Annotated in this window: 22 protein-coding genes; 15 read left to right on the top strand and 7 right to left on the bottom strand. The window is 63.9% G+C overall.

Annotated features, from left to right (window positions below):
• The first annotated feature begins 93 nt into the window (after positions 1-93).
• Both G6N15_RS20990 and G6N15_RS20985 read left to right on the top strand, forming a co-directional pair.
• Positions 94-1575 carry a biotin carboxylase gene (locus tag G6N15_RS20990; RefSeq protein ID WP_083087036.1) on the top strand — a complete coding sequence of 494 codons (1482 nt, stop codon included), beginning with the start codon at positions 94-96 and terminating at the stop codon, positions 1573-1575.
• Positions 1572-2753: a serine hydrolase domain-containing protein gene (locus G6N15_RS20985; RefSeq protein WP_083086961.1), complete on the top strand. Its 1182-nt coding sequence runs from the start codon at positions 1572-1574 to the stop codon at positions 2751-2753. The genes G6N15_RS20990 and G6N15_RS20985 overlap by 4 nt, the downstream gene beginning before the upstream one ends.
• A gap of 29 nt (positions 2754-2782) precedes the next feature.
• On the opposite strand, the gene G6N15_RS20980 is transcribed toward G6N15_RS20985, so the two are convergent.
• Entirely contained in the window at positions 2783-3151 is a 369-nt protein-coding gene (locus G6N15_RS20980) for a VOC family protein (RefSeq protein WP_083087037.1), read from the bottom strand.
• Positions 3152-3265: 114 nt separating this feature from the next.
• Between G6N15_RS20980 and G6N15_RS20975 the strand changes: the two genes are divergently transcribed.
• The 3 genes from G6N15_RS20975 to G6N15_RS20965 are packed head-to-tail and all read left to right on the top strand — an operon-like array spanning position 3266 to position 4707.
• Positions 3266-3682, top strand: coding sequence for a ferritin-like domain-containing protein (locus G6N15_RS20975; protein ID WP_083086963.1), 417 nt, complete (start codon positions 3266-3268; stop codon positions 3680-3682).
• Between the two features lie 35 nt (positions 3683-3717).
• Positions 3718-3972, top strand: coding sequence for a hypothetical protein (locus G6N15_RS20970; protein ID WP_083086966.1), 255 nt, complete (start codon positions 3718-3720; stop codon positions 3970-3972).
• Positions 3973-4032: 60 nt separating this feature from the next.
• Positions 4033-4707: a cutinase family protein gene (locus tag G6N15_RS20965; RefSeq protein WP_083086968.1), complete on the top strand. Its 675-nt coding sequence runs from the start codon at positions 4033-4035 to the stop codon at positions 4705-4707.
• Between the two features lie 91 nt (positions 4708-4798).
• On the opposite strand, the gene G6N15_RS20960 is transcribed toward G6N15_RS20965, so the two are convergent.
• Complete coding sequence (locus G6N15_RS20960; RefSeq protein ID WP_083086971.1) at positions 4799-5380, bottom strand: thioredoxin family protein; 582 nt, start codon at positions 5378-5380, stop codon at positions 4799-4801.
• Between the two features lie 122 nt (positions 5381-5502).
• Between G6N15_RS20960 and G6N15_RS20955 the strand changes: the two genes are divergently transcribed.
• From G6N15_RS20955 to G6N15_RS20920, 8 genes are all read left to right on the top strand, one after another.
• Complete coding sequence (locus G6N15_RS20955) at positions 5503-6564, top strand: NAD(P)H-dependent amine dehydrogenase family protein (RefSeq protein ID WP_083086973.1); 1062 nt, start codon at positions 5503-5505, stop codon at positions 6562-6564.
• A gap of 29 nt (positions 6565-6593) precedes the next feature.
• Positions 6594-7367, top strand: coding sequence for an enoyl-CoA hydratase/isomerase family protein (locus G6N15_RS20950; protein WP_083086974.1), 774 nt, complete (start codon positions 6594-6596; stop codon positions 7365-7367).
• Positions 7368-7505: 138 nt separating this feature from the next.
• A complete protein-coding gene (locus tag G6N15_RS20945; RefSeq protein ID WP_083087038.1) occupies positions 7506-8195 on the top strand; it encodes a DUF899 domain-containing protein in 690 nt (229 codons plus the stop codon).
• A gap of 99 nt (positions 8196-8294) precedes the next feature.
• Positions 8295-8888: a cyclic nucleotide-binding domain-containing protein gene (locus G6N15_RS20940; RefSeq protein ID WP_083086975.1), complete on the top strand. Its 594-nt coding sequence runs from the start codon at positions 8295-8297 to the stop codon at positions 8886-8888.
• A gap of 39 nt (positions 8889-8927) precedes the next feature.
• Positions 8928-10037: an NDMA-dependent alcohol dehydrogenase gene (locus G6N15_RS20935; RefSeq protein ID WP_083086976.1), complete on the top strand. Its 1110-nt coding sequence runs from the start codon at positions 8928-8930 to the stop codon at positions 10035-10037.
• Between the two features lie 9 nt (positions 10038-10046).
• Positions 10047-10598: an endonuclease V gene (locus tag G6N15_RS20930; protein WP_083086977.1), complete on the top strand. Its 552-nt coding sequence runs from the start codon at positions 10047-10049 to the stop codon at positions 10596-10598.
• 31 nt (positions 10599-10629) lie between these two features.
• A complete protein-coding gene (locus G6N15_RS20925; RefSeq protein ID WP_083086978.1) occupies positions 10630-12039 on the top strand; it encodes an MmgE/PrpD family protein in 1410 nt (469 codons plus the stop codon).
• 24 nt (positions 12040-12063) lie between these two features.
• Positions 12064-12633, top strand: coding sequence for a 5'-methylthioadenosine/S-adenosylhomocysteine nucleosidase family protein (locus G6N15_RS20920; RefSeq protein WP_264018525.1), 570 nt, complete (start codon positions 12064-12066; stop codon positions 12631-12633).
• A 1-nt stretch (position 12634) separates the two neighbouring features.
• Here the strand turns inward: G6N15_RS20920 and G6N15_RS20915 are convergent, their stop codons facing one another.
• The gene (locus G6N15_RS20915; protein WP_139797769.1) at positions 12635-13489 is read right to left on the bottom strand and encodes a sulfurtransferase; all 855 of its coding nucleotides are present in this window, start codon (positions 13487-13489) and stop codon (positions 12635-12637) included.
• Between the two features lie 133 nt (positions 13490-13622).
• Between G6N15_RS20915 and G6N15_RS20910 the strand changes: the two genes are divergently transcribed.
• Together G6N15_RS20910 and G6N15_RS20905 are read left to right on the top strand one after the other, a co-directional pair.
• Positions 13623-15140 carry an FAD-dependent monooxygenase gene (locus tag G6N15_RS20910; RefSeq protein WP_269473708.1) on the top strand — a complete coding sequence of 506 codons (1518 nt, stop codon included), beginning with the start codon at positions 13623-13625 and terminating at the stop codon, positions 15138-15140.
• A gap of 168 nt (positions 15141-15308) precedes the next feature.
• Positions 15309-16631 (top strand): acyltransferase family protein, encoded by a 1323-nt coding sequence (locus G6N15_RS20905; RefSeq protein ID WP_083086981.1) that lies wholly within the window; start codon positions 15309-15311, stop codon positions 16629-16631.
• Between the two features lie 18 nt (positions 16632-16649).
• On the opposite strand, the gene ppk2 is transcribed toward G6N15_RS20905, so the two are convergent.
• The 4 genes from ppk2 to tenA form a co-directional block, all read right to left on the bottom strand.
• Positions 16650-17528, bottom strand: a complete 879-nt coding sequence (gene ppk2 / locus G6N15_RS20900; RefSeq protein WP_083086982.1) for a polyphosphate kinase 2 — start codon at positions 17526-17528, stop codon at positions 16650-16652.
• A 2-nt stretch (positions 17529-17530) separates the two neighbouring features.
• The gene (locus G6N15_RS20895; protein ID WP_083086983.1) at positions 17531-19690 is read right to left on the bottom strand and encodes a hypothetical protein; all 2160 of its coding nucleotides are present in this window, start codon (positions 19688-19690) and stop codon (positions 17531-17533) included.
• A 93-nt stretch (positions 19691-19783) separates the two neighbouring features.
• Positions 19784-21133 (bottom strand): lipase family protein, encoded by a 1350-nt coding sequence (locus tag G6N15_RS20890; protein WP_083086984.1) that lies wholly within the window; start codon positions 21131-21133, stop codon positions 19784-19786.
• A 140-nt stretch (positions 21134-21273) separates the two neighbouring features.
• Positions 21274-21939 carry a thiaminase II gene (gene tenA, locus G6N15_RS20885; protein ID WP_232070295.1) on the bottom strand — a complete coding sequence of 222 codons (666 nt, stop codon included), beginning with the start codon at positions 21937-21939 and terminating at the stop codon, positions 21274-21276.
• Positions 21940-21975 lie beyond the last annotated feature (36 nt).

Below are 21975 nucleotides of genomic sequence, written 5' to 3'. Positions count from 1 at the left end.
GCAGGTATGCCATCTCACCGCCATCCCGCCGAGCCCAGCGCCCGCGCCGCGATTCTTGCGCCGGACTCAGGCGCCGACATCAACTCGGCCGGCATGATCGCCAACGCCGGCGGCCCCGAGCCCGAGCCGCGCCGCCAGCTGAACGGACTCTCGGAGGTACGCGCGTTCTTTCACACCAACACCGTGCCGCTGTACTTCATCTCCCCCACCCCGTTCAACCTGCTCGGCGTCGACCGCTGGATACGAAACTTCTTCTACCTGACCTACTTCGACTCGTTCGAGGGCACACACTCGCGCGTATTCGTTCCCCGGCGGCGCGACCGCATTGATTTCGGGTCCATGGGTGATGTGTGCAACCACCTGCTGCGTGACCCGGAGACACTCGAGTTCATCGCAGGTCGAGGCCCCGGTGGTAAGGCCTGCTTCGTGATGATGGAAGAGGAGACGCAGGCCCTCGCGCGCGAAGCGGGTTTGGAGGTCATGCATCCTCCGGTGGAGTTGCGCCATCGCTTGGGCTCCAAGCTCGTCATGACCCGTCTGGCCGACGAGGCGGGCGTGCCGAGCGTGCCTCACGTTATCGGCCGGGCCGGCTCCTACGACGAGCTGCAGGCGCTCGCGCAACAGGCAGGGCTGGGCGATGACCTCGTCGTCGTGGCCGCCTATGGCGACGCCGGCAGCGCGGTGTTCTTTGTGCGCGGCCAGCGTGACTGGGACGATCACGCCGCTGACCTGGCCGGCCAGGAAGTCAAAGTCATGAAGCGCATCCGCAATGTCGAGGTGTGCATCGAGGGCACCGTGACCCGCCACGGCACCGTGATCGGTCCCGCGATGACGAGCCTCGTCGGGTATCCGGAGCTGACTCCGCGCAAAGGCGGCTGGTGCGGCAATGACATCTGGCGCGAGGTGCTGCCGCCGGCACAGACTCACGCCGCGCGAGAAATGGTCGGAAAGCTGGGCGACATCCTCAGCCGCGAGGGATACCGCGGCTACTTCGAGGTGGACCTGTTGCACGACCTGGACTCTCGCGAGCTCTACCTCGGCGAGGTGAACCCGCGCCTGTCCGGCGCCAGCCCGATGACGAACCTGACCACCGAGGCCTACGCCGACATGCCGCTGTTCCTCTTCCATCTGCTCGAGTACATGGACGTGGATTACGAGCTCGACATCGACGAAATCAATGCGCGCTGGGAGCGCGGCTACGGCGAGGACGAGGTCTGGGGTCAGCTGATAATCAGTGAGACCTCCCAAGACGTCGAGATTTTCACCGCGACGCCACGCACCGGTGTGTGGCGTATCGACGACGACGGGCGCGTCTCCTTTGCACGCCCCGCCAACGACTGGGCCACGCTGCTCGACGGGTCCGAAGCCTTCTACATGCGTGTCGCCGCGCCGGGCGATTTACGCTGCGAGGGCGCACAACTCGGAGTGCTCGTCACCCGCGGGCATCTGCAGACCGATGACTACCAGCTCACCGAGCGCTGCCGGCGCTGGATCAAGGGCATCAAGGCGAAGTTCGCCTCAACACCACTGGCGCCGGCAACGCCGATCGTCTCGCGCCTCGTCGCACGCGCGTGAGCAGCGGGGTCCCGGCCGGCATCTCACTGGACAACTGGCTGTTGCCGCCCTATGCGCATTGGTCCTTCCAGCACGTCGAAGAATTCGTGTCGACCGCGATAATCTCGCGCGGGACTGGGCCATCCGTGGCGATTGCCCCGGCCCCAACTGCCCTGGCCGAGATCCCAGTGACCAATACCAACGGCGCGGCCACCACCGTGGGCGCAGTGATGGCCAACACCGCCACCGACGGGTGGGCCGTTTGCCACCGCGGGTCGATGATGGCTGAGGAATATTTCGACGGCCTGCAGGCCCATACCCGTCACCTTCTGTTCTCGGTGAGCAAGTCGATGGTGGCAACCGTCGTCGGGGCGCTGCATGGGGCCGGTGCGATTGAGCTCGACGCGCCGGTCACGACTTTCGTTCCGGTCCTGGCGAACTGCGGCTACGCCGGCGCGACGGTGCGTCACCTGCTGGACATGAGGTCTGGTATTGCCTTCTCCGAGAACTACGACGACCCGGGCGCGGAAATACACCTGCTCGACCAGGCGATGGGATGGGCGCCCAAGAGCAGTCCGGGCGTCCCCTGCACGCTGCAAGACTTCCTGCTGACGTTGCGGCAGAAGTCGGCCCATGGCGGCCCGTTCGAATATCGCTCGTGTGAAACCGATGTGCTCGGCTGGATCTGCGAGGTCGCCGGCGGCCAACGGATGCCGGAACTGATGTCAGAGCTGCTGTGGAGCCGCATCGGCGCGCAGTGCGACGCCACCATCGGTGTCGACGCGGTCGGGACCGGATTCTTCGACGGCGGCATCAACGCCTGTCTTACCGACATGATCCGGTTCGGCTCGCTGCTCTTGCGCGACGGTGTCTCATTGACCGGTGAACAAGTGGTGCCGGCGGCGTGGATCGACGACACCCTCGAAGGCGCCCCCGACTCGCGTCAGGCGTTCGCCGCCAGTCCCGACGACAACCAAATGCCCGGCGGGATGTACCGCAACCAAATGTGGTTCCCCTACCCCGGCAGCAACGTCGTGTTGTGCTTGGGCATGTGCGGCCAGATGATCTACGTCAACCGCGCCGCGCAGATGGTCGCCGCCAAGTTATCCACCCAGCCGCATTCTCATGAGCCGCACATGGAAGACACACTGCGAGTATTCGATGCGGTGGCAGACGAACTTGCTGGAATCACCAGTTAGGCAAAGCCCCGCCTCGACGGTTCCGGGGATCATCGCAGTTTCTGGGCGAACTCGATAACGTTGCCGTCCGGGTCGGCGATGTGCAGCGTTCTTTCACGCCATGGCCGGTCCACCGGCCCGCTGAGGATCTCGACCCCGAGCCCTTTCAACCGCTCGGCTTCCATGGCCACGTCCTCGATGAGGAAGCCGATCTCGCCGCACGGCGGTCGGCCGCCTCCGCGGCCGATGAGCCCCGGCAGCTTCGACCGTTCGAAGAGCGAGAATTTGGTGTTCTCCATCTCGAACTCCACGTAGCCGTCGCCCTCGATCCGCACCTTGAGCCCGATCACGTCGCGGTAGAACGCGACAGACCGCCCGAGCGACTCGACATACTGGATGACGTAATCCACGCGAGGCACGAAATACACCGTATCGGCTCCCGCTGTCATCGCACCCGAACCGTGTCCGACCACGCGGCTGGCGCCAAATAGCGTCAATGTTTCAGCTCGCCGCCTTGTGTGAAACCTGCCCACATGGACACCAGTGCTTTCATCGAACGGCTCAACGAAGATCTAGGTACCGAGTATCAATCGATCGTTCAGTACGTCCAGCACATCGCGACGGTCAAGGGACCCGAATACCACTCGATCACCGAAGAACTGGACAAGCACCTCACCCAAGAGCTGCAGCACGCCAAGATTCTCGCTCAGCAGATCGACTTTCTCGGCGGTACGCCGACTGTGAAAGTCCCTGACGTGCCCGACGCTGCGGACGGCGCGTCGGCCCTGAAGGCCGATGTGGAACTTGAAAGGCGTCAGTTGGATCGCTACCGCCAACGCGTGATGGAAGCCACCGACTTGGGACTTCCGGACGTTGCCGAGGCATTACGGCCGCTGTTGCAGCAAACGCAGGATCATGTGCGGGAACTGGAAGATGCGCTCGAGGGCTGAAAAGCCAAGATAGCCCGTCTACTACCGTCAACGCTATGTCTGACCTATCCGATAACGACCGAATCGACGATGTCGCCCCAGGCGACACAATCGCCGTCGACCGGGGCTCGGGCGAACGGTTTTACAAAGTGGTGTTCAAGGACTCCGCTGACGGCGGCTACGTCGTCACCCTCGAGGACGACGACGGCGAAACCTTCGAGCTCGAACTAGCGGCCGGCACTGTGGTGCGAACGCATCTGGAGTCGAAGTGGGAATCGCCGCAAAGTCCTACACCGCACACCGAGCGTTAGCTCCGTGCTGAGCAGGAATTGACCCAGCGGTCGTTACTGCGAATCGCTAGCATCGCTTGAGTGTTCGCCGGTAAATCGTTTGGAGTTGCCCTAGCGGCGGTCCTGACGGCAGTCGCGCTGCCGTTCGGTTTTGCGGTGGTGCCGTCCGCGACGCCCGCGGCCGCCGCAGCGAATTGTCCTGATGTGGAGGTCGTCTTCGCCCGCGGCCGACTGGAATCACCGGGTCCAGGCGTACTCGGCAACGCGTTCATCAACTCGCTCGAATCCAAGGCCGCCGGTAAGAACATCGGCGTATACGCCGTGAAGTACCCCGCCGACACCGAGGTCGACGTGGGCGCCAACGACATGAGCCGCCACATCCAGTACATGGTCAACAACTGCCCGAACACCCGGCTGGTGTTGGGCGGCTACTCGCTTGGCGCGGCGGTCACCGACGTGGTGCTCGCGGTGCCCATGTCGGCGTTCGGTTTCGACAGCCCCCTGCCGGACGGCACCGACCAGCACATCGCGGCCGTCGCGCTGTTCGGCAACGGCAGCCAGTGGGTGGGCCCCATCACAAACTTCAACCCGATTTACAGCGACAGGACCATCGAGCTGTGCCACGGCGCCGATCCGGTCTGCAACCCAGCCGACCCGAACACCTGGCAAAACAACTGGCCGCAACATCTCGCTAGCGCCTACATCCAGGCCGGGATGGCCGATCAAGCTGCGGACTTCGTCGCAGGCAGGCTTTAGTCGATAACGCCCACATCGCTTGTGACAGCGACGAATCCGGCCACGGTCCGGACGTTGTCTATGGCACACGTTCAAATGCGCCGTCGGTGGGTCAGGCGGAGTGGTAGTCGGGCTCGTTCCCCGGTTTCCACTTGATATTGCAGCCGATGCTGGGAATCTGGTCGCCCGGGACCGGTTGCTTGGCCAGCACAGCCGCAACGGCGCGGTCGAGGTCGTCGCCAGTGACGGGTTGGTTGTTGCCCGGCCGGCTCGCGTCGAACTGGCCCCGGTAGGCGAGCTTGCGGTCGCTGTCGAAGAGGAAGAAATCCGGAGTACAGGCGGCCCGGAACGTGCGAGCGACTTCCTGGGTCTCATCCAGCAGGTACGGGAAGTTCCACCCGTTCTGCTTGGCGAAGGCGGGCATATGGTCGGGGCCGTCTTGGGGATAGGCGTCGATGTCGTTGGCGTTGATCGCCAGTACGGCCAGCCCCTGGTCGATCCACTGGCTGGCCCGCTGCCCCAGCGTCGGTCCGATGTGGATGACGAATGGGCAGTGGTTGCAGACAAACGCCACTAGCAGGCCCGCAGCCCCAGCCGCATCGGCTGGGCCGTGCAGTTTTCCATCAGGATCGGGAAGCCGGAAGTCGGGCACCGGAGTGCCCAGTGGAAGCATCGTCGACGGAACAGCAACCATGGCCCCAGCATGCCATCACCGCCGCATCTTGAAACCCCGGATTGACTGCCTTACTCTCCTGCATGAGAATGCCATTCTCGAAAAAAGTTAGTCCGTTATCAGGTGTCCTATCGAAGGAAGCGATGAACAAGCTGCGCGTCATTCAGTGGACCACCGGCAAAGTCGGCAAGCTCAGCATGCGAGGGATCCTCGACGATCCCCGTCTTGAACTCGTTGGCGTATATGCTTTCTCAGCTGACAAGGCAGGTGTCGACGCTGGACCGCTGTGCGGCAGACCCGATACCGGCGTACGTGCCACCACCGACATCGACGCGCTGCTCGCGTTGGACGCCGACACCGTCATCTACACGCCGTTCATGGCCGATCTCGACCACGCCGTCCGGTTGCTCGAAAGCGGCCTCGACGTCATCAGCACGAACTTGTTCCTCAACGTGGGCGGAATCCAGGGAGAAACAAAGGAGAAGCTCGCAGCCGCATGCGAACGCGGTGACAGCTCGCTCTACATCACCGGTATCAATCCAGGCTGGATCAACACGATGGTGACGGCGATGACCGCCGTCTGCCGTGACGTCCAGCAGGTGTCGATCGTCGAGTCGGCCGATGTCTCCGTCTACGAGTCCGCCGAAACATGGCAGGCACTGGGCATCGGGCTGCCCGAGGCGACGCCCGAAGTCGCCGAACTGGCCAAGTTCGGGTTCGGCACCTTCGCCGATTCCGTTCAACGCATGGCCGAGGCGTTGGTCCTCGAACTCGACGACATGGAATTCGTCATCGACCACCAAACCGCCTCGGAGAGAATCGATCTCGGTTGGCTCTGCATCGAAAAGGACTCAATCGCCGCAATTCGTGGGGGCTGGAACGCCAAGGTGGAGGGAAAAACCGTGATTCAGTCGCGCGTCTCCTGGTATCTCACGAAGAAACTCAACGGAGACTGGGTGTTTGACGACGATCACTACCAGGTCGTCATCACGGGTGAGCCTGACGTGCACACTCGCATCCGCTTCATTCCGGCGAAGCACTGGGGCAACCACGAATGGGACACCATGACCGCCATGCCAGCGGTCAACGCGGTCCTCGACGTCGCCGCGGCACCCGCCGGCATCCTGACCCTCAAGGACGTGGGGCTGCCCTGCGCGCCGGCAGGAATCTGGCTGAGAGAACGGAGCGACTCGCCCTCGGTATGATCCGAGTGCCACCTGGCTAGGGTGCAGCCATGGCTCTCGTCACCTATGACCTCGAAGACCACGTTGCCACCATCACCCTGAACCGTCCGGAGGCTCGCAATGCCATCAACGGCGCCCTCCGCCGCGAGCTGAACGCCGCTTGGGACCGGTTCCGCGACGAGGAGGACGCCTGGGTCGGGGTCCTGACGGCCAACGGCCCCGTGTTCTGCGCCGGGGCCGACCTCAACGACGGCGAGGGAGCGGTCGGCACCTTCGGCGGCACCTTCTGGGAAAAGCCGACCATCAATTCGTTCGAGAGTGGGATGGAGCTCTTCAAACCGACAATCGCCGCTGTGCACGGTCCGTGTATCGGCTACGGGCTAACCGGTCTGCTGTTCTGCGACTTCGTCATCGCCAGTACCGAGGCCGTGTTCTGCTTTCCGGAGGTGTCCATCGGGGTGCCGACCATCGTTGGGGCCATTCGGCTCCCCCAGCGTGTGGGCTGGGCCAACGCCATGGAGTTGCTGCTGACCGGGAAGCCGATGAGCGCCGAGCGGGCCAAGGAAATCGGTCTGGTGTGGAAGCTGGTCAAGCCCGACGAACTGCAGGCGGAGGCTCACGCATGGGCCCGCACGCTCACCCAAGCCGCGCCGCTCGCCCAGCGGGCAACCAAGGAGGTGGCCTGGCGAACCGCGGATATGGGCTGGATTGAGTCTGTCCGCTTCGGCGAGACCATGCGCAAGGTTGCCGGGGCAACCGAGGACGCGGTCGAAGGCGTTCGAGCATGGCGCGAAAAACGCAAGCCCGACTGGCGAGGCCGCTGACGTCGACGATGCGGATACAGTCCCCGTCACAAGGCGAGTAGGGAGCCAGATTCAGCATCGCGGTTGCAGCGATGAATACCGGGCGCGCCACCAGTCATACCTATGAGATCGGACAGCTCGGAAATGGAGGTGGATTCAATGTCCAATGCCTTGCCGCCAATCGTCGACCACCAAACCTGGCGCGCCGCGCTCGACGAATTGCGCAAGCGCGAAAAGGCCGCCACCCGCGAACTGGATGCGATCGCCGCTCAGCGGCGCCGTCTACCGATGGTCGAGCTGCCTGACTACACCCTGATCGGTGCCGAGGGGCCCATCCGCCTGGTCGATGTGTTCGACGGCCGTTCTCAGCTCATCGTTTACCACCACATGTGGACGGATGCTGCTGAATGGCAGTGCGGCGGGTGCACCGGCTTCACATCCCAGTTCACCCGGCTGGAGTTCCTCGACAACTACGACGCCCGCTTCGTCATCATCACGAACGGCCCTATCGACGAGGCGCTCGCCTACAAGCGCAAAGTCGGTAACCGCATGGAGTGGTACTCGTCATCGGCGAGCTCGTTCGGCGCCGACATGGACGCACCGCCCGGCGGGGGCTTCGCGGTCAACGTCTTTCTGCGCGACGGCGAGACCGTGTACCGCACGTGGCATACGAACGGGCGAGGCACCGAGCAGCTCAGCTACACATTCGGGCTGATCGACATCCTGCCGTGGGGCCGGCAGGAGGAATGGCAGGACTCGCCTCCGGGTTGGCCCTCGCACCCGACCTACTCGGGATGGGCGGATTCGCCGGAGATCGCCCGCGCCTACGGAGCCAAGGACAACGCATGACCCTCGAGCGCGCCGCCACGGGCTGATCCCCCATTCGCCGAACACGCCGAGCGTTAGGCTCCTCGATGTCACAGTCTCATCGCGCGTCAGGAGCCCGAGATGAACTCAGAGGCGCAAGGAATCGGGAAAGACGCCGCTCGGCTACGCGAATTCAGCGAATTCGACAAATTCTCTGATGATGAGCTGGAGCGTCTCGTCCGAGCAGCACACCACACTTCGCGGTCAAAGCCGTGGCCGCTGATTCGCGAGCAGACTCCATCGGATGAGTGCTACATCCTGCTCAGCGGTGAGGTAGGAGTCTACGTCGGTGATGACCGCATCGCCGTGTTGGGGCCGGGCGAGGTGATCGGCGAATCCGCGCTGCGTCGTGGGAAACTGCGTTCTGCGACTGTGACGACGATGGGGCCGGCCGAGGTGCTGCGTATCGAGCGCGATGATCTCGCCCGCCTGCTCGACGAGATACCCGCCCTGCGGGAAACCATGGACGCTACGGCCGCCCGACACACACCTGTTGCCCGCCCGCCGAAGCCAAAACCGACACGTTTGAAGCTAAGTGCCTCCGTCCCGACGGACCTCGTCGAGCGGTTCGAGCAGACCGCCGATATCGCCGGTGTGGGTGTAGCGGCCGCGCTCGAAGATGCACTCACCCAGTGGATCGAGCGGAACAGTACGGCCGAGCAGGGCAGGAAATGATTCACGGCGCTGGCCCCATCGATCACAGGAGAAGGTGGCATGAAGGTTGAAGCAGCCGTGCTTTTCGGCACGCATCAGCCGTACAAGGTCGTCGAGATCGAGCTGGACAAGCCCAAAGAACGTGAGGTGCTGGTCGAGCTGACGGCATCGGGACTCTGTCACACCGACGATCACCTCCTTACCGGCGATATGCCCGTGCCACTGCCGATGGTCGCCGGCCACGAAGGCGCGGGTGTCGTGGTCGAGCTCGGACCGGAAGTGACCCGAATCAAGGAAGGCGACCACGTCATCCTGCATGCACCGCCGAACTGTGGCCAATGTCGTTGGTGCGTAACGGGTCGCGCCTATATCTGTGATCGAAGTGCGTTCGCGCTCACCGGATATGGGGCGGACGGCACGTATCGCCGCCATTTCGACGGCGCCGACATAGGCGCGTTTTGTCAACTCGGCACGTTTTCGCCGTACACAACCGTCTCGGAGACTCAAGTTGTGCCCGTCGACTCCGATGTGCCGCTCAACGTAGCGGCACTGATCGGCTGCGGTGTCACCACCGGCTTCGGCGCCGCCACCAAAGTCGGTCAGGTACGCGAAGGCGACGTGGTTGTCGTCATTGGCGCCGGCGGCGTCGGCACCAGCGCGATCCAAGGGGCCCGGGTCGCCGGCGCTGCCACCATCGTCGCGGTCGAGCCGTTGAAGTTCCGACGTCAGCAAGCTACGAAGTTCGGTGCTACCCACACAGCGTCCGATATCGCGGCCGCGGAGGGTCTGGTACGGGATATCACCCGCGGAGTGATGGCAGACGTCGTGATCATCACTGTCGGCGTCATGCACGGTGACTTGCTCGCACCGGCAATGCAACTGGTCTCCAAGGGCGGAGCATGTGTCGTGACCTCAGTAGCCCCGGCATCGGAAATGCAAGTCAACTTTTCGCTGACTGAGTTGGTGTTCTACAACAAGCGCCTGCTTGGCCACGTCTATGGCGAAGCGAACCCGATCGACGATTTCCGTCGGATGGTCAACCTGTACAAATCAGGGGCGTTGCTTCTCGACGAGATGATTACCCGCGAATACACCCTCGCCGAGATCAATGACGGGTACGCAGCAATGCACGACGGCAGCAACATCCGAGGCGTGATCAGATACCGATAACGCGCCAGGATGCTCGTCGCGATGGATGTTCAGTATGCGGCGCCCGCAGTGGTCACCGCTGCCGTGGGCTTCGCCGATTGGTCCGACCTCAGCTCGACGCTCGAATGCGTCCGCCGCGCGGCGGTGACGCCGGCACCATATGAATCGGGGGCGTTCTACAAGCGGGAACTGCCCTTCCTCCTCGAGGCGGTCACCGTGGTGCAGCGGCACCAACCTGTCGAGGTGGTGGTCATCGATGGTCACGTGTGGCTGCGAGAGGGTCAACCTGGTCTGGGGGCGCGACTGCACGAAGCGCTCGGCCGAACGGCGGTCATCGGTGTAGCGAAGGCCGCGTTCGCCGAAGGCAGCGCGGTCTCTGTGCTGCGCGGCTCCAGCAACCGGCCGCTATTCGTCAGTGCGGCAGGAATTAACACGCACGAGGCGGCCGAGCTCATCCGTCGCATGCATGGCCCGCACCGATTGCCCACTCTCCTTAAGCGGGCCGACCGCCTCGCGCGCGAGCATGAGGCGCCGGACCCCGCGAAGGCACTCTCGGACGATGAAGCAAGCTCGAAAAAGTGAGTCAATTCAAGATGATATCGACGCCCTGACCATGACTGCAGACAGATTTGTTGTCGACGACCTGGCCCGGTTTGTGTTGGCCGCTACTCCCGCCGACATGCCCGGCGACGTACCAACGCTGATGCGGCGCAACATCTGTGACAGTGTGGGCTGCGCGATCGCCGCGCTGGATGGTGATGTGCTTCGTGCGGTACGCGATCAGATCGAGGCCATCGCATCAGCGCCGTCGGCGTCGATGATCGGCGGCGGGCAAACCAGCGTCGCGCAGGCTACGTTGTTCAACTCTGTCGCCGTCCGATACGTCGATCAACTGGACACCTACCTGACGCCCGGCGGATTGTGCCACCCGGCGGACCATTTCGGCGCGTTACTGGCAGTAGCCGAAAACGTGGGTGTGACCGGCGCGGAGTTCGTGCTCGCTCTGGCCGTCGCCTACGAGGTGCAGTGCCGCTTCTCTGCGTCCGTACCGGTGATGGCTCACGGCTTGAATCATGCACTGCAGCTTGCTATCTCGGCTGCAGCGGGAGCGGCGAAGCTTATGCGGCTGAGCGCCGAACAGACGGCCAACGCGATGGCTATCGCGGTTGCCGACAACGTGTCGCTGTCCGCGGTCCACTCGGAGCCGGTGTCGAACTGGAAAGGTGTCTCGCCCGGCATCACAGCGCAGCGCGCCGTCTACACCACGGCACTGGCTCAGCGGGGCGTCACCGGCCCACGAGCAATCTTCGAGGGGCCCAACGGACTTGAGCGACTGTTCGGCCAGCAGATTGACCTTCGGCTCGACGACCCGACGCTAGCAGTCGTCCGCGAAACCCACTTGAAGAAGTATTGCGCTCTGATCCATGGGCAGGCGCCAATCGAAACCGCACTCAAGTTGGCGGAAGAACACAATATCGATTACCGCGACATCGAATCGATTGAACTGGAAACCTTTCAGAGCGCATACGACATCGCCGGCGGAGGAAGCTTCGGCACGAAGGACATCCCGCAGACAAAGGAGCAGGCCGACTACAACCTTAAGTACCTACTGGCAGCAGCGTTCATCGATAGACAAGTCGGACCCCAACAACTGCGAACCGAGCGGATCCGACGAGCCGACGTTCACGCACTGCTGCAGAGGGTGGCGGTAAGGCCCAACCCGGCGATGACGTCAACCTACCCCCGGATGACACCCGCGCGGGTTAGCGTGATGCTCCGCGACGGGCGCAGCGTGACCCGTGAGCAACACGACTTCGAGGGCGCACCTAGCCGACCACTGACATGGTCGCGCACCGTGGAGAAATTCCATTGGCTTGCTGAACAATACGCCGACGACCACCTGCGCGACGCGATCGTTGACACTGTCAGTCACCTCGGCGACGAGCCGGTGTCAACGCTTACCGCACTGCTCACCAAGGTCAGCAGATATCCATGGCTGCCAAAGACTCGCCAGGCCATTTGAGCGGAGGATTGTGATCGCCGTCATCTGCGCCATGCCCATGGAGCTTCGTCCGCTGCGACGGTGCGACTCCTGGACGCCGTCGACGTCGAGCGGGTGATTGTCGTCGGCATCGCCGGCGCTATCGACGACGAGACTCCGATCGGGACACTGGTGTTGCCTGAGCTGGTGGTCAACGGCGCCGACCGCTCGCAGTACCTGCCGAAGCCACTCCCGCTCGGCGACGGCCACGGAACGATGTGGACCACCGATGACGTGCTTGTCGATCCGGCGGTACACGCGCGGCTGCGGGCGCGAGGCGTCGTGGCGCTTGACATGGAGACGGCCGCGATCGCGAAGGTGTGCGACGAGCGCGGCATGCCGTGGTCGGTGGTGCGCGCGATCAGCGACCGGGCCACCGACGCGACCGTGGACGCCGACGTTGTCGGCCTGTGCCATCCGGACGGTAGGGTGAACTACTCCGCCGTCGCCCGCTACGTGATCGGCCGCCCGGGCGCGCTGCCCCGCCTGGTCCGCCTCGCCAGAGGGTCCAGGCTGGCCATCGAGCGGGCAACCGACGCCGCGATCAGGGGGCTCGCAACATCGTTGCGCCAGTGACCTATTCGTCGCCGCGGGCTATCGCGCGCTCCGGGTCGGAAATCCACTCCGACCACGAGCCCGGAAACAGCGCTGCCTGATAACCCACGGTGGCGAGCGCGGCGACGGTAACGGTCGCACTGACGCCTGATCCGCAGTAGACGCCCAGCTGACGCCCAGGCTCGAAGTCATGTGCTGAAAGCTGTTCGGCCAGCGCACTATCCGTCCGAAACGTCCCGTCGCTAGTAAGGACGTCGGTACTCGGCAGATTCTTCGCGGTGGGAATGTGACCGGCGACCGGGTCGACGGGCTCGGTGTCGCCACGAAATCGCTCAGGTGTCCTTGCATCAAACAGAGCCACGTCGGCCGAGCCCGCCTGCTGCGCGGTCAAGGTGGGCAGGGCTCCGCCATACAAATCACTGTGCGCCACAGTGACATTCCCAGGCCGCGGAGTGACAGGTCCGGTGTGGACAGCGCCGCCGACCGACCGCCACGCCGCCAGGCCGCCGTCCAAAATCCGCACATCTGGCAACCCAGCCGCGGTCAGCACCCACCATGCCCGTGACGAGCCGACCCGATTCCAATCGTCATACACGACAACCGGCACATCCTGGCGGATGCCCCATCGCCGCGCCGCCGCCTCGAGGCGAGGCCCTGAGGGCAGCGGATGACGTCCCCGCCCAGAGATCGTGTGATCGCTGAGCTCTTCTTCCAGCGAGACATACACCGCCCCTGGCAGATGACCCTGTAAGTAGGCCGCATGCCCATCGGGCTCGTTCAGCCGCCAACGCACGTCAAGAATCGTCAGCGCAGCGTCGGCTTCGATCAGGCGCGCCAACTCGCCGGCAGTGATCAGGACCTGAGCACGCGTGCTCACCGATTCAGAATCCTTACGAGTGAATACTCCCCTCACCTTCAACATATAGCGGACCGGGGGGCTTGCGGCAAGACCGGGGGCATGCCGCAAAATCGCTGCCCAGAGCTAAAACTCAGTGGAGGGGGGTTTCGACGTGGGTCGTTCATGGGCGCCGGCCGAGTCGCCTCGACAGGTCGAATCGGACCATGCCGTGGTGATTGCCGGAGGAGGCCCGACAGGGCTGATGTTGGCAGGTGAGTTGGCGTTGGCCGGAGTCGACGTTGCCATTGTCGAGCGGCGCGCCAGCCAAGACCTGATTGGCGCGCGCGCCGGAGGCCTGCATTCACGTTCCATCGAGGTTCTCGATCAACGGGGACTTGCAGAGCGGTTCATTTCGCAAGGGCAGGTAGCACAGGTCGCGGGGTTCTCCCAGATTTGTCTGGACATCAGCGACTTCCCCACCCGGCACCCCTACGGGCTTGCGCTGTGGCAGAACGAGATCGAGCGCATATTGGCCGGCTGGGTCGATGAGCTGGCCATGCCGATCTATCGCGGACGTGAGGTGACGGGTCTCGCCCAAGACGACACTGGCGTCGACGTCGAGCTATCGAACGGCCATATTATGCGGACGAAATATCTCGTCGGCTGCGACGGCGGCCGCAGTCTGGTTCGTAAAGCGGCCGGCATCGACTTCCCCGGCTGGGATCCGACCACCAGCTATCTGCTCGCCGAGGTCGAAATGGCTTTCGAGAGAGGCCCAGAGCCGGAATGGGGCATCCGCCACGATGCTCTCGGCGTCCATGCACTCTCGAGGCCGGAAGACGCAGGCCCGGTGCGGGTCATGGTGACCGAGCAGCACCTCGGCTCCAGCAGCGAACCCATGTTGCGGGATCTCAGCGAAGCGCTGATCGCCGTATACGGAACCGATTACGGAATCCACAGCCCGGCTTGGATTTCCCGATTCACCGATGCAGCGCGGCAGGCCGCAGCCTATCGCGACAGGCGGATCCTGCTGGCCGGCGATGCCGCACACGTGCATCACCCGGTGGGCGGCCAGGGCCTCAACACCGGTGTCCAGGATGCGGTCAATCTGGGATGGAAGCTGGGCCAGGTGGTCAACCAGACCTCGCCGGAAACCCTTGTGGATACCTACCATGCCGAACGGCACCCGGTGGCTGCGCGCGTCCTGCGCAACGCGATGGCCCAGATGGCGCTTCTTCTCCGTCTGGACGACGACCGCACCAAGGCCTTGCGCGAGACCGTTTCTGAGCTTCTCGGCATGGACGAGCCGCGTAGGCGATTCGGTGCGATGATGTCCGGTCTGGACATTCATTACGACCTCGGTGACGGCCATCCGCTGCTTGGGCGCCGCATGCCCGACATCGACCTGGACACACCCAACGGTCCGATGCGGGTATTCACCCTCCTGCACGAGGCCCGTCCCGTGCTACTCAACGTCGGTGAGCCGGGCTCGTTCGATATCGGACCATGGGCAAGCAGGGTCAAGTCGATCGATGCCAAATATGCTGGCGCATGGGAGCTTCCGGTACTTGGCGCGGTCACTGCTCCTGCTGCCGTGTTGATTCGGCCCGACGGATACGTCGCGTGGGTGGGAGGCGGCACAGCTACCGGATTGCGCGACGCGCTGACTACGTGGTGCGGAAGCGCATGACCGGTACCCGTTGCCCGTTCGGCAATGATCGGCGACCGGCCTGCCCTCACTGACCGCGATATGCGCATAGACTCGGACGGGCCCGGTAGCTCGAGAAAGAATCGCTGGTCTCTTGCTGAGCCGAACCACTGATCACCCACACCGACGTCTCCCGATCGGGACACGCTGATGGACGATACGGACCCCGCGCGACCGGGCCGCGATCGTGCCGTCGACTTCTACCGGGTATCAGGCGTACTCCTGATCGTGCTGGGGCATTGGCTGGCCGCATGTGTGACCTATGACGACGGGCAGTTCGGTCGCCAAAACCCGCTCGTGGACCTGCCCTGGACACAGTGGCTGACGTGGCTTTTTCAGGCGGTCCCGGTGTTCTTTCTGGTAGCCGGATACGCCGGCGCGGTGTCGTGGACGCATTGGCGTGACGGCGGTATGTCACGCCAGGCTTGGCTTCGACGTCGACTGGCCCGAGTACTCGGGCCTACAGCGGTGTACGTCACGCTGGTCTCGGTAGTGGTGGCGGTTTTGGATATCTGCGGCGTGGCTCGTGGCGCGCTGGAGTACGCGGGCTGGGCAGTGGCGATGCACCTGTGGTTCCTCGCCGTGTATCTGTTGGTGGTATCTCTGACGCCTATATCGATTGCTGCACAACAGCATTGGGGTCTGCTAGTGCCGGCGGTGTTGATGGTGGCGGTCGCGTTGGTGGACGCCGTCTCAATCGGTGCCCACGTCCCCTACCTCGGCTGGCTGAATTACCTGCTGTGCTGGGCGACGCTCTACCAGCTCGGAATAGCTTGGCGTCAAGGGCTGTTAGTCGGTCGCAGGGCTGTGCTGCTCGCCACGGGATCGGCGGTTGCGCTGGCATCGCTGATCTGGCTGGCGCACTATCCAGTCAGCATGATCGGGGTGCCGGGGCAAAAGGTGGACAACTCGGCGCCGCCCACGGTGGCGATGCTGGCCTTCGCCTGCGCACAGGCTGGAGTGGCCATAACGGTGGGGCCCTTGCTCAACCGCGTGTTGCGTCCCAGGCGCGTGCAGCGAGTACTCCACACTGCGAACAGCAATGTGATGGCCCTGTACCTGTGGCACATGGTGCCGGTCATCATTGTGGCGCTGGTCGGTTACCCATCCGGATTGTTGCCGCAACCGGTCGAAGGAACTACGGCGTGGTGGCTGGCTCGACTGGAATGGGTGGTCATCCTTTGCCTGGTGACAGCGGCCGAGCTCGCGCTGTTGTGGTGGCAGCGAAGCATTTTCGCGGCCCCGCTCCCTGCGCTCGGAACGCCGCTCAGGAGTCAATGCGCGCTACCAGTCATGCTGGCCGGCACCGCATCGGCGACGTATGGTCTCGCATACTTCGCCTATGCGGGCTTCGCCCCCGCAGGGCACTTTTCGTGGCTCACCGCGACGGTTTTCGCCGCCGGGGTGATCCTGGCGACGTTTCGTCCCGCGGAGGTCAGCTCGCGATCGATTGCCGGATCCGGCTCGCGTTAGCCTCCGGCAGCGCGCCGCTCACTCAGCCAACGCACGACCCACGATCAACGGATCCGGCTCTCCCACAACCTCTCTGTCTTTCTCGTCGTAGTCGGTCTTGGCGAGAACGTGCCGCATGGCGTTGATGCGGGCTCGCTTCTTGTCGTTGCTTTTGACAACGATCCACGGAGCGATGTCGCTGTCGGTGGCGCTGAACATTTCCTCCTTCGCCGCGGTGTAGTCGTCCCACCTGTCCAGCGACTCGAGGTCCATCTCCGAAAACTTCCACTGTTTAACCGGGTCGACCAGCCGGATGGCGAACCTGGTCCGCTGTTCGGCCGGGGAAACGGAGAACCACAGCTTGGTCAGGCTTATCCCGTCGTTGACCAGCATTTCTTCGAATAGCGGTGCCTGTTCGAGGAATTCGGCGTGTTGAGCCGAAGTACAGAATCCCATCACCTTCTCGACGACCGCGCGGTTGTACCACGACCGGTCGAACAACACTATCTCGCCACCGGCAGGCAGGTGGCTCACGTAACGCTGGAAATACCACTGCGTTCGCTCGCGTTCGCCGGGCTTGTCGAGCGCCACCACCCGTGCCGCCCGCGGGTCGAGGTGCTCCATGAATCGCTGAATGGTGCCGCCCTTGCCGGCGGCGTCACGACCCTCGAACAGGATCACGTGCCGGGCGCCAGTGCGTTGGCTGTGCCTTTGCAGCTTCAGCAGCTCGATTTGCAGCCGCCGCTTGGTTCGCTCGTATTCGTCGCGGCGCATCAGTTGGTCGTACGGATATCCCTCGCGCCATGTGTCGACAGGACTGCCATCGCGATTGAGCAGGACAGGATCGTCGGGATCCTCGTCGTCGACGGTGTATCCGTGTTCGGGAGTCGAAAGGTCGTTCAGATCAATCTGTGTCATGGTCAGACGTCGCCGCTCGCAGTAGTGTCCGGGCACTGCGGAAGCCGGTGCAACCTGCCGGGGTCGTTGCCCTCGAGCTTGAGATAGCGTCGCCCGTCCGCAGTTGTGGCAACACTGATCGGCAGCTCCCTGCCGTCGGCGCTATCCAGTTCCACGAAAAGCTGTAGTTCTCCGGATTCGACGTACAACATCGCGTCATCGTTGGACAGCTTCCAGGGCTGACCGTCGCCGGGCCATCGGCCACCGACGAGCCGGATGTTGCCGCCGCCATCCTCGGGGCCATGATCATCGCCAGCATGGTCATCGTCAGCGCTGACGCAGCTGACCCATAGCTTCCCCGGCAGCGGACGAAAGTACACGGCGAGGCGTTGGCGGTTGAGATTCACGTCGACCGGTATTCCGATCGGCGGCAGCGATGTGCCCTCCGGATGGTCGTTCAGTGATTTCTTGACTTGACGTGACCCGATGCCCGTGCCGAACCAGTCAATCGTCAGCACGGTGGTGATGTACTGCGCAATCGCGAGTGACAGCAGACCGCCGGCACCACCAGCACCCACTCCCGCAGCCCCAACCGCCCACGTGACCGGCAGCGCAAGCAGACCGACAATAGCCGCGGCGCCGGCGGCTGCGGCGGTCTTGCCGGCCGTCGACAGTGTGAAGTTTGGATTCACTTCTGGCTCAGGAGGATTCTGTGTCGGCCGCACTCCCACGGTCCTCGGAAGCGCATCGAACCGTTCGCTGACCCGCTTGACTTCTGCCTCGTAGTCCTGGTCGCTGAGCTCACCGGCGCGCTTCTTTTCGCCCGCCATCTTCAACGCCTGTTCGAGACTCTCGATGTTTTCCACGTCGGCTCCCAGGGTCTCCTTGCCCTTCGGGTCGCGCGGGATGTCGTCAAGGCGCATCTCGTAGGTCACCTTGAAGGTGGCGTTGAAGTCGTAGAGCTTGGTTTCGGCGCTCACCGTGCCGTCGATGACCAACCGGCCGTCCCCGGTGCGCGGCAAGATATCGGCGTCCAAAGCGTCCAGACTGCGCTCCTGGCCGCCGACCTTGATGGGCTTCGGCCCCTCCAGCAGGCAGGGCACATCGGCGGCGAAGTCGCTCTCGTCGAGATCAAAGCTTTTCATCACGGTGTCGCGGACCTGCCGCAGGACGCTCCATCCGGTGACCGCCAGTCCGGTTTTCTCGTGCGGATTTTCGGCAAGGATGGACGCGGGCAGCTCCTCGCCGGACGGCAGAGTGCGCAGCGTTTTCAGCTGGACCACCAACGATTCGTGGATGTCCTCCCCCACGTCGAAGCGCTGCACGATGGCGTCGAGGTCCTTGAAAGTGCTGTCGTCCTGTGCTTCCGGGTCGACGTCCACCGGCGACGGCAATAGGTTCAAGATGCCGTCGTCGCCGAACTTGCCCACTTCCGGACGGACCGCGTCGGCAATCTGGGCGGCCAGTGAGTCGAGCACCCGGGTTCTCGCCTCGTCGTCGGAGATGCTGGGATGCCGCAGCTTTTCCAGGTTCACCATCAGTTCCCCGGCGATGCTGTGGGTTATCCAGTAGGCCTCGGCATAGTCGAGTTCCCACGTGATCCGCGGATCTTGTCCGGTAAAAACGGTGTCGCCTTGGGGGCGCCGCTCGATGTGCGGGCCGAACAGCCGCGCGGCGTACTCGTCGCGTAACGAGGTGGCCACCAGCACAGGAGCATCCTGGGCATCGAAGTTCAGCGCGATGGTCTGCTTGCCCGGCTCTGTTTGGTGCGGCTCGAGCTGATCATGAATTGTCAACCGCCCGAACAGCGGAATCTCGTTGTATGGAATCTCGCGTGACTCGCCGGCGCGCGGACCGTCCGGGACGGTGATAGTCAGCGGCGGCAGCGACACCAGCGGAATACAGGTCACCGAATCCAGGACGATTTTCGAATCGAAGATCACCAGGTCGATCGCGAAATGCCGCAAGGGATCATGGGCCTCACCGTCGGTCTCCTCCTGCCACAACCGCTGATGCGAATCGAGGACGAACCAGACGCGATCCAGCGTGAGGTCAAGAGTGGCCGTCGCGGAGTAGCCGGTTCCGTCGACCGACTGGGTGTACTTGTCGCCGCTGAACATGTCGACCGTCTGGTCCTGGACGCGTTGACGGTGAATTTCGATGATCGTGTCTGGACGATCCATGTCAAACTCCAGTGCTCGAGGCGGCGCATCAAGTGAGCGGTTGTGCTTGCCGATGCAGTACCCGCTTTTTGGCGGCGGCCGACAGATAGCCCCTTAACCCGAGTCGAACTTCGACAACGGACGGCGCCGAACCCTGCGTCCAGTGATGACCTTTGCCGTGATCGCACCCAGCTGGATCATCCCCCAATACGTCGACGGGTTCAGCAATGTCGGCCAGGTGGTCCGCGTCAGGTGCTCGGTCAGCGGTCGGCCGGCGAACCGGTCCCGCAGCCACCGCAGTGCCATCGGGGCAGACAACGCATGCAGCGAGAGGTGCTCGCTGAAACAGTCGCGGTGATAGGTGACGGAGGCTCCGCCCGCGCGGTAGGCGGCGGCGAGCGCGTCGATGTCGGCGACGTTGATGATTTTGTCGTTGGCCGCCTGGATGATCAACACCGGAGCCGTCGGTGCGGCGGTGCCCAGCTTGATGGCATCCATGATGTGCTGCACTTCCGGCAGATCCCAGAGTTCGTCCAGCGTCAGGTCCATGTAGTCGTTGATGTCTTTGTTCTTCAGCCCCAGCACCGCGGCCGCCGTGGTCATCTTTTGCAGTTTGGCCAGGATGGCTTTGCCTTCGTCGGTGGCATGTTCCTGGACGAGCCGCTCGACGTCGGGATAGATCTGGGCCAGCGCACCGATCACCATCGCTGGCAGACCGGCCCAAAACGTGGCGTTGAGTCGGCGCCCGACGCTGCCGGGGTCGCCGACTGGCGAACCCAGCACGGCGCCGACAATGTTGAGTTCGGGCGCGTAGCCGGCGCACACTTCGGCTGCCCATGCCGAGGCGAAACCGCCGCCTGAATACCCCCATAGACCTACCGGCGCCGACGGCGAGAGCCCTAAGCGCTGGCAGTTGAGTGCGGCCCGCACGCCGTCGAGAATCCGGTAGCCAGGCTCATACGGCGCCCCCCACATGCCATGACAGCCCTCGTGGTCGGGCACCGACACCGCCCAACCCTCGGCGAGCACCGCCGCGATCAACAAGAATTCGATCTGCGCCAGCGCGCCGACCGCCTTGGAGCCGCGACGTAGCGCATAGGACGGAAAACACCGTTCGGCCACGGCGTCGATCGCACATTGATACGACACCATCGGGCAGACCAATTCGGGATCACGCTTTGCCGGGACTACCACGGTGGTCACCGCGGCCTCCGGTTCGCCGTTCAAGTCCGTACTTCGGTACAGCAGCTGCGTGGCCCTGAATCGCTGCGGTATCAGACCGAGAAACGCCAGCTCGACGCCGCGGGAACGCAGCACCGTGCCTGGTAGGGCCTGCTCGTATCCGCTCGGCGGGGTGTAGAAGGGATCCCTGCTCGGCAGCAGCGGATGTTCACCGCGGCGCGCATCCTGGTGGGGAGCGCGTCCAAGCCATTGAACATCGGCCGTCAGACCGCCAGGGTCCATCGGCGACTCCCCTCCTGCGACAATGCGCATTGTCTCTCAGAAGTCGTGTGACCGTGGGTGTTCTTTCTCAAACGTCCACACCATCCAGCTGGTGCCGCCTGGGTGACCCATGTGCCAGCGCCCGGCGGGGCGGCACCCGATCAGATAGGCCAGGCCTCGCGCCGCCAGGCGGCGTCCCAGAACATCCACTCGTAGCGGGCAGTCGTGGCGAAATGCGCCCGGGCGCGAGCTTCGTCGGCCGCGGAGAGGGTCTGGCCGACATCGTCGCCCAGTGCCAGCACCTCAGCAACGATGGCTTGATACTCGTCGCCGGCATAGGTGTCGATCCAACTCTGATAGCGCGGATCGGGCGAGCCGCGCTCGACCAGCTCGGCGCCCACCTCGGCATAGATCCAGTAGCACGGCAGTACCGCCGCGAACCCGTCGGCGAAGGTGCCGCTGTACGCGGTGGCCAGCAGGTAGCTCGTGTATGCGCGGGTCGTCGGTGCGACCGGCATCGCGTCGGTGTGCTGAATGCCCAGTTGGGTCAGCAGCGAGGCGTGCAGCGCGAGTTCGACGTCGACGATCCCGGCGGCGTGCCGCGCGAACATGCCGACGCCGGCCGGGCTGGGCGCCTTGCTGCCCACGACGGTCAGCGCGCGGCCGAAATCCTGCAGGTAGTACGCGTCTTGGATCAGGTAATGGGCGAAAGTGTCTGGGTCCAGGCTGCCGTCGGCTAGGCCGGTCAGGAACGGGTGCTGCAGGATCGCCCCGTAGATGCCGGCCACCTCGGCCCACAACCGTGCGGTCCAACCGCCTCGCCTCACGCCTGCGATGATCCCAGCCCGATACCAGCTTGTTGT

The organism is Mycobacterium noviomagense (assembly GCF_010731635.1).
In the GTDB taxonomy this organism is placed as follows: Bacteria; Actinomycetota; Actinomycetes; order Mycobacteriales; family Mycobacteriaceae; genus Mycobacterium; species Mycobacterium noviomagense.
Note: the sequence above shows the minus strand (reverse complement) of the source record. Positions and strands in the feature narration are given on the sequence as shown.